This is a genomic window from Pseudoxanthomonas sp. Root65 (assembly GCF_001427635.1).
GTDB lineage: Bacteria > Pseudomonadota > Gammaproteobacteria > Xanthomonadales > Xanthomonadaceae > Pseudoxanthomonas_A.
In genome coordinates, this window is record NZ_LMHA01000002.1 from 540,770 (window position 1) to 555,305 (window position 14,536).

General features: G+C 66.8%; 12 protein-coding genes and 1 tRNA gene. 11 read left to right on the forward strand and 2 right to left on the reverse strand.

The features are described 5' to 3' along the window. The first annotated feature begins 96 nt into the window (after positions 1-96). The 9 genes from ASD77_RS13085 to ASD77_RS13125 all read left to right on the forward strand — a co-directional run bounded on the left by ASD77_RS13085 (position 97) and on the right by ASD77_RS13125 (position 9,492). Entirely contained in the window at positions 97-1,293 is a 1,197-nt protein-coding gene (locus ASD77_RS13085; RefSeq protein WP_055942407.1) for an argininosuccinate synthase, read from the forward strand. A gap of 137 nt (positions 1,294-1,430) precedes the next feature. After that, on the forward strand, positions 1,431-2,522 hold the full coding sequence (locus ASD77_RS13090; RefSeq protein ID WP_156383631.1) for an acetylornithine deacetylase: 1,092 nt from the start codon (positions 1,431-1,433) through the stop codon (positions 2,520-2,522). A gap of 80 nt (positions 2,523-2,602) precedes the next feature. Then, on the forward strand, positions 2,603-3,922 hold the full coding sequence (locus tag ASD77_RS13095) for an acetylglutamate kinase (RefSeq protein WP_055942414.1): 1,320 nt from the start codon (positions 2,603-2,605) through the stop codon (positions 3,920-3,922). Position 3,923: 1 nt separating this feature from the next. Further along, complete coding sequence (locus ASD77_RS13100; RefSeq protein ID WP_055942417.1) at positions 3,924-4,547, forward strand: GNAT family protein; 624 nt, start codon at positions 3,924-3,926, stop codon at positions 4,545-4,547. After that, positions 4,544-5,506 (forward strand): N-acetyl-gamma-glutamyl-phosphate reductase, encoded by a 963-nt coding sequence (gene argC / locus ASD77_RS13105; RefSeq protein WP_055942420.1) that lies wholly within the window; start codon positions 4,544-4,546, stop codon positions 5,504-5,506. Before ASD77_RS13100 ends, argC begins: the two co-directional genes overlap by 4 nt. Further along, on the forward strand, positions 5,503-6,795 hold the full coding sequence (gene argH, locus ASD77_RS13110; RefSeq protein ID WP_055942424.1) for an argininosuccinate lyase: 1,293 nt from the start codon (positions 5,503-5,505) through the stop codon (positions 6,793-6,795). The genes argC and argH overlap by 4 nt, the downstream gene beginning before the upstream one ends. Before the next feature lie 14 nt (positions 6,796-6,809). Continuing rightward, a complete protein-coding gene (locus ASD77_RS13115) occupies positions 6,810-7,049 on the forward strand; it encodes a YciI family protein (protein WP_082563339.1) in 240 nt (79 codons plus the stop codon). A 9-nt stretch (positions 7,050-7,058) separates the two neighbouring features. Beyond that, entirely contained in the window at positions 7,059-8,207 is a 1,149-nt protein-coding gene (proB, locus tag ASD77_RS13120) for a glutamate 5-kinase (RefSeq protein ID WP_055942431.1), read from the forward strand. Positions 8,208-8,229: 22 nt separating this feature from the next. Beyond that, positions 8,230-9,492, forward strand: coding sequence for a glutamate-5-semialdehyde dehydrogenase (locus tag ASD77_RS13125; protein ID WP_055942434.1), 1,263 nt, complete (start codon positions 8,230-8,232; stop codon positions 9,490-9,492). A 59-nt stretch (positions 9,493-9,551) separates the two neighbouring features. Here the strand turns inward: ASD77_RS13125 and ASD77_RS17820 are convergent, their stop codons facing one another. Together ASD77_RS17820 and ASD77_RS13130 are read right to left on the reverse strand one after the other, a co-directional pair. Next, positions 9,552-10,571: a YaaC family protein gene (locus tag ASD77_RS17820; RefSeq protein ID WP_235578536.1), complete on the reverse strand. Its 1,020-nt coding sequence runs from the start codon at positions 10,569-10,571 to the stop codon at positions 9,552-9,554. A gap of 446 nt (positions 10,572-11,017) precedes the next feature. Beyond that, a tRNA-Pro gene (locus ASD77_RS13130) sits at positions 11,018-11,094 on the reverse strand. Between the two features lie 146 nt (positions 11,095-11,240). On the opposite strand from ASD77_RS13130, the gene hisS reads away from it, so the two are divergent. Together hisS and ASD77_RS13140 are read left to right on the forward strand one after the other, a co-directional pair. After that, positions 11,241-12,623 (forward strand): histidine--tRNA ligase, encoded by a 1,383-nt coding sequence (hisS, locus tag ASD77_RS13135; RefSeq protein ID WP_055942437.1) that lies wholly within the window; start codon positions 11,241-11,243, stop codon positions 12,621-12,623. A 1-nt stretch (position 12,624) separates the two neighbouring features. Next, the gene (locus ASD77_RS13140; RefSeq protein WP_055942440.1) at positions 12,625-14,514 is read left to right on the forward strand and encodes an aromatic amino acid ammonia-lyase; all 1,890 of its coding nucleotides are present in this window, start codon (positions 12,625-12,627) and stop codon (positions 14,512-14,514) included. The last annotated feature ends 22 nt before the right edge of the window (positions 14,515-14,536 follow it).

A 14,536-nucleotide genomic window follows, 5' to 3' on the forward strand; every position in this document is an offset into this window, starting at 1 on the left:
GGAGTGAGGAGTGAGCGAAAGCGCTCGCCCGCCACTCCCCCCGCGATCCCGCTTCTCCTCACTCCTCACTCCTCTCCACTCACTCCTCCCACACCCATGAACGACTCCAAAGACATCGTCCTCGCCTTCTCTGGCGGCCTCGACACCAGCTTCTGCGTGCCCTATCTGAAGGAACGCGGCTGGAACGTGCATACCGTGTTCGCCGACACCGGCGGGGTGGATGCCGAAGAGCGCGCCTTCATCGAGCAGCGCGCCGCCGAGCTGGGCGTGGCCAGCCACGTCACCGTCGATGGCGGTCCCGCCATCTGGGACGGCTTCGTCAAGCCGTTCGTGTGGGCGGGCGAGGGTTACCAGGGCCAGTATCCGTTGCTGGTGTCCGACCGCTACCTGATCGTCGATGCGGCACTGAAGCGCGCCGCCGAACTGGGCACCAATGCCATCGCGCACGGCTGCACCGGCATGGGCAACGACCAGGTGCGCTTCGACCTGGCGGTGAAGGCCAGCGGCGACTACCGGATCGTGGCGCCGATCCGCGAGATCCAGAAGGAACACACGCAGACCCGCGCGTACGAACAGGCCTACCTGGAAGAGCGCGGCTTCGGCGTGCGCGCCAAGCAGAAGAGCTACACCATCAACGAGAACCTGCTGGGCCTGACCATGTCCGGCGGCGAGATCGACACGTGGTCCGCGCCGGGCGAAGGCGCACGTGGCTGGTGCGCACCGCGTGCCGAGTGGCCCGAAGCACCGCTGCGGGTGACGATCGGTTTCAAGCACGGTGAAGCGGTTAGCCTGGACGGCCAACCCGTCGCCGGGGCCGCGCTGCTGGCCAAGTTGAATGCGCTGTTCGCGCCTTACGGAGTCGGTCGTGGCGTGTATACCGGCGACACCGTGATCGGCCTGAAGGGCCGCATCGTGTTCGAGGCGCCGGGCCTGGTGTCGCTGCTGGCCGCGCACCGCGCGCTGGAAGAGACCGTGCTGACCAAACAGCAGAACCGCTTCAAGCCGGAGGTCGCGCGCAAGTGGGTGGAGCTGGTGTACGAAGGCTTCTACCACGATCCGCTGAAGGCGGACCTGGAGGCCTTCCTGCAGTCCTCTCAGGCCACCGTCAACGGCGAGGTGGTGCTGGAGACCCGTGGTGGTCGCGTCGATGCGGTGGCGGTGACGTCGCCGCACATCCTCAACGCCAAGGGCGCGACCTATGCGCAGTCGGCAGACTGGGGCGTGGAGGAAGCGGAAGGCTTCATCAAGCTGTTCGGCATGAGCTCGACCCTGTGGGCCGAGATCAATCGCTGAGTCTTCAGGAAAAGCCCTGCCGTCATTCCAGCGCAAGCTGGAATCCAAATTGATTCTGCCTCGAATGCTTCAGAGGCAAGAGCAGAATGGATCCCGGCGTTCGCCGGGATGACGTCTGAAACGACGACGGTCCACGGATACCCACCATGTTGCCATCAGTTCTCCAACACCTCGAAAAACTGGTGTCCTTCGACACCCGCAATCCCCCGCGCGATATCGGCACCGATGGGATCTTCGACTACCTGCGCGCGCAGCTGCCGGACTTCCGCATCGAAGTGACCGACCACGGCGCGGGCGCGGTGTCATTCTTCGCCGTGCGGGGCCAGCCGAAGCGGGTGTTCAACGTGCACCTGGACACGGTGCCGTCGTCGCCGGCCTGGAGCGCCAGCCCGCATGTGCTGCGTGTCGAAGGCGATCGCGCCATCGGCCTGGGGGCCTGCGACATCAAGGGTGCGGCGGCAGCGCTGGTCGCGGCCGCGCAGGTGACGCAGGGGGACGCAGCGTTCCTGTTCACCACCGACGAGGAAGCGAACGATGCGCGCTGCATCGCCGCGTTCCTCGCCCGCGACCACGGCTTCGGCGAAGCCATCATCGCCGAACCGACGCGCTGCGAAGCCGTGCTCGCACACCGAGGCATCAGCGCCGTCCGCATGGCATTCACTGGACAGGCGGGACATGCCTCGGCCGAGAACGCGCTGTCGCTCAGCGCGCTGCACAACGCCATGCGCTGGGGCACGACCGTGCTGGATTTCGTGCAGGACCAGCATCACCTGCGCTTCGGCGGGCTGACCGGCCTGCGCTTCAACATCGGTCGGGTCGAAGGCGGCATCAAGGCGAACATGATCGCCCCGAGCGCGGAAGTCCGCTTCGGCTTCCGGCCGCTGCCGTCGCAGGACATGGACCAGTTGCACGCCACGTTCCGCGGGTTCGCCAACGCCGATGCGCTGGCCGAGTACGAAGAGACCTTCCGCGGCCCGTCGCTGCCATCGGGCGATGTCGCCCGCGCCGAGGAGCGCCGCCTCGCCGCGCGCGACCTGGCCGACGAACTCGGCTTGACGATCGGCAACGCGGTGGATTTCTGGACCGAGGCCTCGCTGTTCTCGGCCGCGGGCCTCACCGCCTTCGTCTACGGGCCGGGCGACATCGCCCAGGCGCATACGGCGGACGAGTGGGTGTCGCTCGAACAGTTGCAGCGTTACGCCGATAGCGTGGCAAGGATTCTCCAGTAACCCCGTAGGGCGGGCCTTGGCCCGCCGTGCGCAACCCGAAGAGGTGGCGGGCCAAGGCCCGCCCTACAAAGCAAGAAGACATGGAATCGAACAAGCAAACCCGCCAGACCATCATCCGCCTGCTGTCCAGCATGGCCAGTGCGAAGGAGATCTCCCAGTACGTCAAGCGTTTCTCGCAACTGGACGCGAAGCGCTTCGCGGTGGTGAAGGTCGGCGGCGCGGTGCTGCGCGACGACCTGGAGGCACTGACGTCCTCGCTGACCTTCCTGCAGGAAGTCGGCCTGACGCCGATCGTCGTGCACGGTGCCGGTCCACAGCTGGATGAGGAAATGACGGCCGCCGGGATCACCAAGCAGACCGTCAACGGCCTGCGCGTGACCACGCCGGAGGTGCTGGCGATCGTGCGCAAGGTGTTCCTGCAACAGAACTTGGCGCTGGTGGAAGCGCTGCAGCAGGTCGGTGCGCGCGCGACGTCCATCGTGTCGGGCGTATTCGAGGCCGAATACAAGGACCAGGCGACTTACGGCCTGGTCGGCGACGTCACCCGCATCAACCAGGCCCCGATCGAGGCCAGCATGAAGGCCGGTTCCATCCCGGTGATCGCCAGCATGGGCGAAACCGTGGGCGGCCAGATCCTCAACATCAACGCCGACTTCGCCGCCAACGAACTGGTGCAGGTACTGCAGCCGTACAAGATCATCTTCCTGACCGGCACCGGTGGCCTGCTGGATGCGGAGGGGCGCGTGATCGATTCGATCAACCTGTCCACCGAATACGACGAGCTGATGGCGCAGCCGTGGATCAACGGCGGCATGCGGGTGAAGATCGAGCAGATCAAGGACCTGCTGGACCGGTTGCCGCTGACCTCGTCGGTGTCCATCACCAAGCCGGCCGAACTGGCCAAGGAGCTGTTCACCCATCGCGGCTCGGGCACGCTGGTGCGTCGCGGCGAGCGGGTACTGCGTTTCGAGGGCGGCTGGGAAGGCGTGGACCTGCCGCGCCTGAAGACGCTGATCGAATCCAGCTTCGGCCGCACGCTGCTGCCGGACTACTTCGAGCGCACCACGCCCTACCGCGTCTACATCAGCGAGAACTACCGCACCGCGCTGATCCTGACGCAGGAGGAAGGCTTCGCCTATCTCGACAAATTCGCGGTGCTGGACGATGCGCAGGGCGAAGGCCTGGGTCGTGCGGTCTGGCACGTGATGCGCGAGGAGAACCCGCAGCTGTTCTGGCGCTCGCGCCACAACAACCAGGTCAACATCTTCTACTACGCCGAGTCCGACGGCTGCTACAAGCAGGAGAAGTGGAAGGTGTTCTGGTACGGCATCGAGGACTTCGGCGACATCGAGCGCTGCGTGGCGCATTGCCGCACGCGCTTGCCGACACTGAAGGACTGACATGACGAACCCATCGCTTCCCGCCGCCTGGCAGCAGGTTCCCGTCCTGACCGGGCGCCACGCGCGCCTGGAGCCGATGTCGCGCGAGCACATCCAGTGCCTGCGCGCCGCCTTGGCCGGCGACGCCCTGGCCACGCTGTGGTTCACGCAGGTGCCGAAGGCGGCGGATGCGGAGGCCTACGTCGAGGTCGTGCTCGCGGCGCAGGCCGACGGTCGCGTACTGCCGTTCGTCGTGCGTGATGCCAGCGGCCGCGTCGTCGGCAGCACGCGCTACTACGGGCTGGAAGCGGACGTGCCCAAGCTCAGTATCGGCTACACCTGGTATGCGCCCGAGGTGCAGCGGACCGGCGTCAACACCGAGACCAAGCTGTTGCTGCTCGCCCACGCGTTCGAGACACTGGGCTGCATCAGCGTGGTGTTCGAGACCAGCTGGTTCAACCAGCGCTCGCGCGCGGCCATCGCCCGGCTGGGCGCCAAGCAGGACGGCGTGCTGCGCAACCACAAGCGCCACGCCGACGGTTCGCCGCGCGATACCGTCGTCTTTTCCATCATCGACAGCGAGTGGCCCGCGGTGAAACGCAACCTGCAGGCCCGGCTGGCGCAGCACGAACAGGATTCCCCATGAGCAGCAAGAAGACCGTCGGCATCGTCGGCGCCCGCGGCCACACCGGCGCGGAGCTGATCCGCCTGATCGCCCACCATCCGCATCTCGCGCTGGCCTTCGTGTCCTCGCGCGAGCTGGACGGGCAGCGGGTCAGCGACCACATCCCCGGTTTCAGCGGCGAACTGCGCTACGAGAACCTCAGCCACGAGCAGGTCGGCGGCAAGGGCGCGGACGCGGTGATCCTGGCGCTGCCCAATGGCAAGGCGGCGCAACTGGTCGCCGCCATCGACGCGCAGGCGCCGGACGCGGTCGTCGTCGACCTGTCGGCGGACTTCCGCTTCGATGAGCGCTGGTACTACGGCCTGCCCGAGCTGACCCGGCAGACGTACGCGGGGCAGAAGCGCATCAGCAATCCCGGCTGCTATGCCACCGCCATGCAGCTGGCCATCGCGCCGCTGCGCGACCGTCTGGCCGGACCGCCGCAGTGCTTCGGCGTGTCGGGCTATTCCGGCGCCGGCACCACGCCCTCGGACAAGAACAACACCGAGCTGCTGCGCGACAACCTGATGCCGTACGCGCTGACCGACCACATGCACGAGCGCGAGGTCAGCCGGCAGCTCGGCCTGCCGGTGGAATTCATGCCGCATGTCGCACCGCACTTCCGCGGCATCACCATGACGGTCAACCTGTGGTTGCAGCAGGCGATGACGGTCGATGACGTCCGTGCGCTGTATCGCCAGCGCTACGCGGACGAGCCGCTGATCCGCATCCTCGACGAGGCGCCCTGGGTCAGCCGCATCGCCGGCCGGCATGGCGTGGAGATCGGCGGCTTCACCCTGGCGCCCGGCGGCAAGCGGCTGGTGGTGGTGGCCACGCTCGACAACCTGCTCAAGGGTGCGGCCACGCAGGCGATGCAGAACCTCAACCTGGCGTTCGGGTTCAACGAACTGGACAGCATTCCGCAGGAGATGGTGGCATGAGCGACCTGTTGTGGCAGAAACCCGGCGTGGCGGTGGACGCGGAGATCCAGCGTTTCCTCGCCGGTGACGACGTGCTGCTGGACCGCGAGTTCTTCCTGCACGACATCCAGGCCAGCGCCGCGCACGCGGAAGGCCTGCAGCGCATCGGCATCCTGTCCGGCGACGAACTGACGGGCTTGAAGCGCGAACTCGACACCCTGGCGGACGACTTCCGTCGCGGCGACTTCATCCTTGATGAACGCTTCGAGGATGGCCACTCCGCCATCGAGGCGCGGCTGACCGAGCGGCTGGGCGATGCCGGCCGCAAGATCCACACCGGCCGCAGCCGCAACGACCAGATCCTCGTCGCCACGCGCCTGTGGCTGAAGGAAAAGCTGGCGCGCGTGGCCACGCTGTCGCGCGAGATCGCCAAGGTCGCGCTGGACCGCGCGCAGGCTGAACGCGACCTGCCGCTTCCCGGCTACACGCATATCCAGCGCGCCGTCGTGTCGTCGGCGGGCATGTGGTGGGCCGGCTGGGCCGAAGCCTTCCTCGACAACGCGATCCGCGCGCGCGACACGCTGGCGCTGGTCGATGCCAATCCGCTCGGCACTGCCGCCGGCTACGGCGTCAACCTGAAGCTGGACCGCGAACACACCACTGCCGCGCTCGGCTTTGCGCGCATGCAGGTCAGTCCGATCTACGCGCAGCTCTCGCGCGGCAAGTTCGAGATGGCCGCGCTGGAAGCGCTGGGCGGCGCCACGCTCGACCTGCGCCGCATCGCCTGGGACCTGTCGCTGTTCACCAGCGCGGAATTCGGCTTCGTCGCACTGCCGGCGCAGTACACCACCGGCAGTTCCATCATGCCGAACAAGCGCAATCCCGATGTCATCGAGCTGATGCGCGCCACCCACGCCAGCGTGTCGGCCGCACGCAGCGAGATCGAACAGCTGCTGTCGCTGCCGTCCGGCTACCACCGCGACCTGCAGGCCAGCAAGGGCGCCATCTTCCACGGCTTCGGCCGCGGCTTGCCGGCGCTGGAACTGCTGCCCGCGCTGCTGGCCAACCTGGAATGGCGTGAAGACAAGCTGCGGGCCGCGATCGATTCCGGCATGTACGCCACCGACGTCGCCGTGGAAGCTGCGGTCGCCGGCGTGCCGTTCCGCGAGGCCTACAAGGCCGCCGCCGCGTCTGCCGACAGTGCGGGGCAGGGTCGCACGCCCGAAGGCAGCCTCGCCGCACGCGTGTCGCCCGGTGCGGCCGCCGACCTGCGCCTGGACGAACTGCTCGCACGCTGGAGTGCGCTGTGACGCGCTATCTGGTCATGGCGATGCGGCGCCCGGGTTTCGATGAGGCCGTCATCGCCCCGCACATCGGCTTCCTCGACGAACTGCGGGCTGCCGGGCGGCTGGAGATGACGGGCGGCTTCAGCGACAGGAGCGGCGGTGCTTACGTGCTGATCAATGTCGCCTCGCTGGACGAAGCGGAGGCGATCGCCGCACGCGATCCCCTCGCGCTGACCGGGACGTCGCAACTGACGGTTTACGAATGGAACACCCGCTGAGCTGATCCGATGACCCACGCCACGCCGCTGCCGTTCACCGAACACCCGTTGCCGGCCTGGCGACGCGCCGTGCTGAAGGTCGGCAGCAGCCTGCTGGCAGCCGACGGCGAAGGTCTCAGTCCGCGGCATGCGCTGAACCTGGCGCAGTTCGTGTCGTCCAGCATCGCGGCGGGCAGGGAAGTGGTCATCGTCTCGTCGGGCGCGGTCGCGGCGGGTCGCGGCCTGCTGCACCGCAAGCCGCAGGCCGGTGTGGCGATGGCCGAACGGCAGGCGCTGGCAGCGTTGGGCCAGGCGCAGCTGATCGCGCTGTGGCAGCGCTTCTTCGACCGTCCCGTCGCGCAGGTCCTGCTGACGCATGACGACCTGCGCAACCGCCGCCGTTACCTCAACGCGCGCGCCACGCTGCAGGAACTGCTGGCACTCGGCGCCCTGCCGGTGGTCAACGAGAACGACACCGTGTCGGTCGACGAGCTCAAGCTCGGCGACAACGACAATCTCGCCGCCGTGGTCGCGGCGCTGATCGATGCCGATGCGCTGTTCATCGCCACCGACATCGACGGCTTCTACACCGCCAACCCGCGCACGCATGTGGACGCGCAGCCGATTCTCGACGTGGAAGCGCTGACCCCCGAGTTCTTCGCCATGGCCGGCGGTGCCGGCAGCGGCGTCGGCACCGGCGGCATGCATACCAAGCTGGAAGCGGCGGCCAAGGCGGCGGCGGCCGGCATCGAGACCTTCCTGTTCAACGGCACGCAGGCCACCACCGTGTCGGCGCTGTCGCGCGGCGCGTTGCTGGGCACGCGGTTCCGTCCCGCGCAGAACCGGCTGGCCGCGCGCAAGTACTGGCTGCGCAACGTGCCGGTGGAGTCCGGGGCCATCGTGGTCGATGTCGGCGCGGCGAATGCGATGGGGCAGAAGGGCGCCTCGCTGCTGCCGGGCGGCGTGACGACCGCCGAGGGCGATTTCCGTCGCGGCGACATGGTCGAGCTGGTGCTGCGCGACGCGGCGGGCGACCGTCGCATCGCCTGCGGCGTCAGCCAGTATTCGGCGGTCGACATCCGCCGCATCGCACGCCGCCATTCGCGCGAGATCGAAGCCATCCTTGGTTACACCTACGGCGAGAACGTCGTCCATCGCGACGATCTGGTGCTGCTGTGACGATGCTGGGCAAGGAGTTCGCATGACCGAAATCACGACGCTGGCGCTGCAATGCCGCGACGCGGCCACCGCCATCGCATCCTTGCCGACGGAAGCGAAGAACACCCTGCTGCGCGCGATGGCCGATGCGCTGCTGGCCGACGAAGCCGCGATCCTGGCGGCCAATGCGCGTGATCTGGAAGCGGCGGCAGCGAAAGGCATCGGCACTGCCATGCTGGACCGCCTGCGGCTGGATGTGGCGCGTCTGCACGGCATCGCGGCCGCCGTGCGCGAGGTGGCGGATCTGCCCGATCCGGTGCGGCAGGTGACCCGCGCCTACGACCGTCCCAACGGCATCCACGTCGAACGCGTGCGCGTGCCGCTGGGCGTGATCGCGATGATCTACGAGGCGCGGCCGAACGTCACCGCCGATGCGGCGGCACTGTGCCTGAAGGCCGGCAACGCGGTGATCCTGCGCGGCGGGTCGGAGGCGATCCATTCCAACACCGCCATCGCAGCGGCCTTGAAGCGTGCGCTGCGCGAGGCGGGCCTGCCCGACGCGGTGCTGACGCTGGTCGAGGACCTGCGCCGCGAGACCATCCTGGAGCTGATCCAGCTCAGCGACATCGTCGACCTGGTGATCCCGCGCGGGGGCGAGGGGCTGATCCGCTTCGTTGCCGAACACGCGCGGGTGCCGGTCATCAAGCACTACAAGGGCGTCTGCCACCAGTACGTCGATGCGGGCGCGGACGAGGACCTGGCGCTGGCCCTGCTGCTGGACGGCAAGGTGTCGCGACCGTCGGCCTGCAATTCGCTGGAGACGCTGCTGGTCCACCGCGACATCGCGTCGACGTTCCTGCCGCGCGCGGCCGAGGCGCTGCGTGCGCGCGGCGTCGAGGTGCGGGCGGATACGGATGCGCAGGCGCTGATGCCCGGTGCGGTCGCCGCGACGGACGAGGATTTCGCCGCCGAGTTCCTCGATCTGGTGATCGCGGTCGGCGTGGTGGACGACCTGGACGCCGCCATCGCCCATATCCGCCGCTACACGTCAGACCACACCGAGGTCATCGTCACCCGCGATGCGGCGCATGCGGAGAAATTCCTCAACGCCTTGCGCTCAGCCGTGGTGATGGTCAATGCCTCGTCGAGGTTCTCGGATGGCGGTGAGCTGGGGCTGGGGGCGGAGATCGGCATCTCCACCACGCGCCTGCATAGCTATGGCCCGATGGGGTTGGAAGCGCTGACGGTGGAGCGGTTTGTGGTGCGGGGGGAAGGGCAGGTGCGGCATCCGGACCTGCTGGGCTGAAAAGTTGCTGGCCAATTTAGCTCTTGGGGTTCGTGGCTCACCCCAGCTGATGGTCCTTTCTATTGCTCCGCGTACACGTATCCCGTTCCGCCCGTTGTTGGAGTCTTCTCTTTCGCGCTAGCCAGCGTCGCATGGTTCGAAAGGAAGTCGCTAACAGCTACCGGGTACAACCATGAAACAAGGTCTATCGCCTCTATGATCGTAGGAAGGGCGGCATCCGGGATGTGTCCCTTTAGTAGCGCGGTCCACTGTGCTGGGAAGTAGCGCACCAACATTCCGAGTGCATACGAGATTGAGAATAGCGTCTCAACCCTTGATAGCCAGACGTCATCTGGATACCTCGCAACCAACCATAGCCGGCCGATACTCAAAGTGTCCGTCATGTCCGTGAATCCCGGAAACTGGCCGGTGTCATTGGGGCCTTCATAGAAGAAATCTTTAGGGTTTTCACCGATGAAGGAGTAGCTCGTGCCCTTGAAAAGCGCGTCGCAATAGGCTCTGTCAACAAACGGCCGGTGCGTTCTAGGTATAGAGACCGTCATTCTCTTTTTGTCGTCAGAGCTTGTGTGCGACCACAATGAGCAAAGTGACGTGTTCCTCCATGCGATATTGCTGCGTTCAAGTTGTGGAAGACGTGCTAGCAAGTCGCCAACGCAGTAGGCGTGTCCCTTCACTGAGCCGCGCTCGCGGGACACCATGTTCACGAGGGAACTGTTGTTTCGCAACATTGTGCAGCGAGCAGTGGATTCACTCAGCTCGATAAATGCTCCATTCTGTAAAGCCTTCACCTTGAGGCAATGGAAGTCTGGAGAGTCTCGCCTGAGCTCTTTCGCCCAGTCCTCGCAAGTCAGTCCATGGGATGCTTTGAGTGCGGACTCGCGAATACCTCGGCTCAGCATAAGAACGAGGCCGCGCGACAGATTCATCACCCCGTAGTAGAGAAGTAGAGGGCGAATGGCCGGATCAGCGTTCGCAGCAGACTCGAAATAGGAGCGGCCATGAGAGAAAGGGGATGCAATCTCCCTTGCTTGTCCCGTTCCGGCCTGTCTGCCATGAAATCCTAGGTAAGCAGTTTTCACTCGCTCCGTTGACTCAAAGTCACGAAGAACTTTCCATGCCTTATCTTCCAGCGTGCGGCCAGGCCCCATAGCATCCCCGTGCATTCGCCGCAGCACCTATTGCTGCGTCCTTGCACGTTACACCCATTAAACCTTGTGGGTAGCGCATAGGTTGGGGTGAACGAAGTGAAGCCCAACGTCGGTACGCGGACATCTCTTGGTGTTGGGGTTCGCAAGCTCACCCCAACCTATGGCCTGCCACAGCAGCGGTAGGGGCAACGCCCCGTGGCGGAGAGGGAGGGAGTCGAACCTCAAGCCGCGTGGGTGATTCGCTTGGGTGCCGGAAATAGGAATCGAACCTGACCCTGCAGGATCATCGCTTCCGCGGCGATCCGTGCAATTTCGGCATCCTGCGGGCATGAAAAAACCGCCACTAGGGCGGTTTCGTCGTAACACGCTGAATCTATTGGTCGGGGAGACAGGATTCGAACCTGCGACCTCTACGTCCCGAACGTAGCGCTCTACCAGACTGAGCTACACCCCGACTGAGCGCGACATTGTAGTGAAGGCGCCGGGCCGAGGCAAGACTTCGATGCGGGACCCGACTTCCGTCCCGGCCGGACCCCGCAAAAGCTGCGGGGGCTGCGGCGGGCACGTAAAATGTGCCGTTCACGAAAGCCGGAGTCTCCCTTGATCAAGCCCCGTACCCCGCCTGGCGTCATGGAGCTGCTCCCGCGCGAGCAGATCGCCTTCCAGCGCATGCTGGACACCATCCGCCGGAACTACGAGCGCTTCGGCTTCCTGCCGGTGGAAACCCCCGTCTTCGAACTGTCCGAGACCCTGCTGACCAAGTCCGGCGGCGAGACCGAACGGCAGGTCTACTTCGTCCAGTCCACCGGCGCCCTGGCCAAGGAAGGCGAAGGCCTGCCCGAACTGGCCCTGCGCTTCGACCTGACCGTGCCGCTGGCCCGCTACGTGGCCGAGCACGAACACGAACTGACCTTCCCCTTCCGCCGCTACCAGATCCAGCGCGTCTACCGCGGCGAACGCGCCCAGCGCGGCCGCTTCCGCGAGTTCTACCAGTGCGACATCGACGTGATCGGCAAGGACGCGCTGAGCGTGCGCTTCGACGCCGAGATCCTGGCCGTCATCCATGCCGTCTTCAGCGAACTGGGAATCGGCGACTTCACCATCCAGCTCAACAACCGCAAGCTGATGCGCGGCTTCTTCGAGGCACAGGGCGCCACCGACAGCGAGCAGCAGGCGCTGGTACTGCGCGAGGTCGACAAGCTGGACAAGCGCGGCGCCGACTACGTGCGCGAGACGCTGACCGGCGAAGGCTTCGGCATGTCGGCCGACAGCGTGGACCGCATCCTCGACTTCGTGGCCGTGCGCAGCAGCGGCCATGCCGACGCGCTGGCGCGACTGGAAGCGCTGGGGCAGGGCAGCGATACCTTCAACCAGGGCATCGCCGAACTGCGCGAAGTGCTGGACCTGGTCAAGGCGCTGGGCGTGCCCGAAAGCGCGTACTGCCTGAACTTCTCCATCGCCCGCGGCCTGGACTACTACACCGGCACCGTCTACGAAACCCAGCTGGATGGCTACCCGCAGATCGGCTCGATCTGCTCCGGCGGCCGCTACGAAGACCTGGCCAGCCACTACACCAAGTCCAAGCTGCCCGGCGTGGGCATCTCGATCGGCCTGACCCGCCTGTTCTGGCAACTGCGCGAGGCCGGCCTGATCGCCGGCAGTGACGAAAGCAGCGTGCAGGCCATGGTCGCCCTGATGGACGACGGCCAGCTGGCCGAGTCGCTCGACATCGCGCGCCGCCTGCGTGCGGCCGGAATCAACACCGAAGTGCAGATGGAAGGCCGCAAGCTGGCCAAGCAGTTCCAGTACGCCTCGCGTGCCGGCATCCGCTTCGTGGTGCTGGTGGGCGAGGACGAACGCGCGCGCGGCGTGGTGACGGTCAAGGACCTGCAACGCGAGCAGCAGTTCGAAGTGACGCGCGAGGAACTGGCCAGCAGCCTGAGAGTGGAGCTGGAACAGGCCCGCGCACTGGCGGGGCGCTGACATGAAACCGATCCTGCTGGATGGCGCATCGCTCACCCGCGACAAGCTGGTCGAGATCGCCTTCGGTGCCAGCGTCGAGCTGGACAAGGGCGCGCTGAAGGCCGTGGCGCGTGCCGCCGACTTCCTGGCCGAACAGGTGCGCCGCGAAGAGCCGATCTACGGCGTGTCCACCGGCTTCGGCAGCAACGCCGACAAACTGCTCGGCGCGCATCCGCTGCGCGATGAACTGCCGGGCGCGCTGAAGTCCGGCCGCTCGCTGCACGAGGAACTGCAGTACAACCTGATCGTCACCCATGCGGTCTGCGTGGGCGAGCCGATGGCGCCGGAGATCGTCCGCGCCATGCTCGGCATCCGCATCAACACGCTGCTGAAGGGCCACTCCGGCATCCGCGTGGAGACGCTGCAGGCCATGGCGGCCATGCTCAACGCCGGCATCGTGCCGGTGGTGCCGTCGCTGGGTTCGGTCGGCGCTTCCGGCGACCTGGCGCCGCTTTCGCACCTGGCCATCGTGCTGCTGGGCGGTGGCGAGGCGTTCTACCAGGGCGAGCGCATCGCCGGCGCTGACGCATTGCGGCGCGCCGGCCTGTCGCCGGTCACGCTGTCGTACAAGGAAGGCCTGGCGCTGAACAACGGCACCGCGCAGATGCTGGCGATGGGCGTGCTGGCCACCTACCGGCTGGACCAGTTGCTGGACACCGCCGACGTGGCCGCCGCGATGACCATCGACGCGTTCGCCGGCCGCCTGGGCGCCTTCGCCGAGGAAGTGCATGCGTTGCGCCCGCATCCGGGCCAGGTGCACGTGGCCGCGCGCCTGCGCGAGCTGCTGGACGGCTCCACGCTGGCCGACATTCCCTACCACCTGGTGCCCAAGTTCCGCCCGTGGCTGCCGCGCAGCTGGGACACCGCCGAGGCGCAGGCGCTGCGCTTCGACATCGGCTGGGACTGGGTGCCGAGCGACCAGCGCCACGGCCGCGAGAAGTTCTACGACCGCTTCATGCCGTTCCGCGGCGGAAAGAAGCACCAGCCGCAGGACAGCTACTCGCTGCGCTGCATCCCGCAGGTGCACGGCGCCGTGCGTGACGCGGTCGAGCAGGCCCGGCGCGTGCTGGAGATCGAACTCAACGCGGTGACCGACAATCCGCTGGTGTTCCCCGACAAGCAGGCCGCGCACGTCGAGGAGCAGGTGATCTCTGCCGGCCACTTCCACGGCATGCCGCTGGCGCTGGCGATGAGCTACGTGAAGGCCGCCATTCCCACGCTCGCCTCGATCTCCGAGCGGCGCCTCAACAAGCTGGTCGATCCGGCCACCAACGACGGCCTGCCGGCGTTCCTGATCGGCAACGAGGACGGCACCGAGTCGGGCCACATGATCGTGCAGTACACCGCGGCCGCCATCGTCAACGACCTGGCCAGCCGCGCGCACCCGGCCAGCGTGTTCTCGGTGCCGACCAGCGCGAATGCGGAAGACCACGTGTCGATGGGCGCCAACGAAGCGCGCCACGTGCTGGCGATGGTGCAGGACCTGGGCAAGGTGCTGGCGCTGGAGCTTTACACCGCCGCGCAGGCGCTGGATCTGCGCCGCGACATGATCAACGCCGCGCGTGCGCTGTCCGACCGCACCGATGCCGAAGGATTGGCGGTGAAGGTGGCCGGTGGCCCGCAGCCGGGTGCCGACGGACGTGAGGTTTTCCTGGCGGAAGTCGAAGCGCTGCGCGCGGCGCTGGCGTCTAGCGACGCCTTCCATCCCGGTCACGCGGTAGCAGCCGCACACGCGGCGATCCGCGCGAAGATCCCGTTCCTGGAACGCGACCGCGCGCTGGATGGCGAAGTGGCCACCGCCGTGCGGCTGGTGGAGTCGGGCGAGATCCTGGCGGCGGTGCGCGGCCGCTGAGCGCAAGGGACGGTAGGTGTGG

What these genes read in the sequence shown, in the direction of transcription:
- ASD77_RS13085 (WP_055942407.1), top strand. Translation starts at nt 97, where the DNA reads ATGAACGACTCCAAAGACATCGTCCTCGCCTTCTCTGGCGGCCTCGAC.
- ASD77_RS13095 (WP_055942414.1), top strand. Translation starts at nt 2,603, where the DNA reads ATGGAATCGAACAAGCAAACCCGCCAGACCATCATCCGCCTGCTGTCC.
- ASD77_RS13100 (WP_055942417.1), top strand. Translation starts at nt 3,924, where the DNA reads ATGACGAACCCATCGCTTCCCGCCGCCTGGCAGCAGGTTCCCGTCCTG.
- argC (WP_055942420.1), top strand. Translation starts at nt 4,544, where the DNA reads ATGAGCAGCAAGAAGACCGTCGGCATCGTCGGCGCCCGCGGCCACACC.
- argH (WP_055942424.1), top strand. Translation starts at nt 5,503, where the DNA reads ATGAGCGACCTGTTGTGGCAGAAACCCGGCGTGGCGGTGGACGCGGAG.
- ASD77_RS13115 (WP_082563339.1), top strand. Translation starts at nt 6,810, where the DNA reads ATGGCGATGCGGCGCCCGGGTTTCGATGAGGCCGTCATCGCCCCGCAC.
- proB (WP_055942431.1), top strand. Translation starts at nt 7,059, where the DNA reads ATGACCCACGCCACGCCGCTGCCGTTCACCGAACACCCGTTGCCGGCC.
- ASD77_RS13125 (WP_055942434.1), top strand. Translation starts at nt 8,230, where the DNA reads ATGACCGAAATCACGACGCTGGCGCTGCAATGCCGCGACGCGGCCACC.
- ASD77_RS13140 (WP_055942440.1), top strand. Translation starts at nt 12,625, where the DNA reads ATGAAACCGATCCTGCTGGATGGCGCATCGCTCACCCGCGACAAGCTG.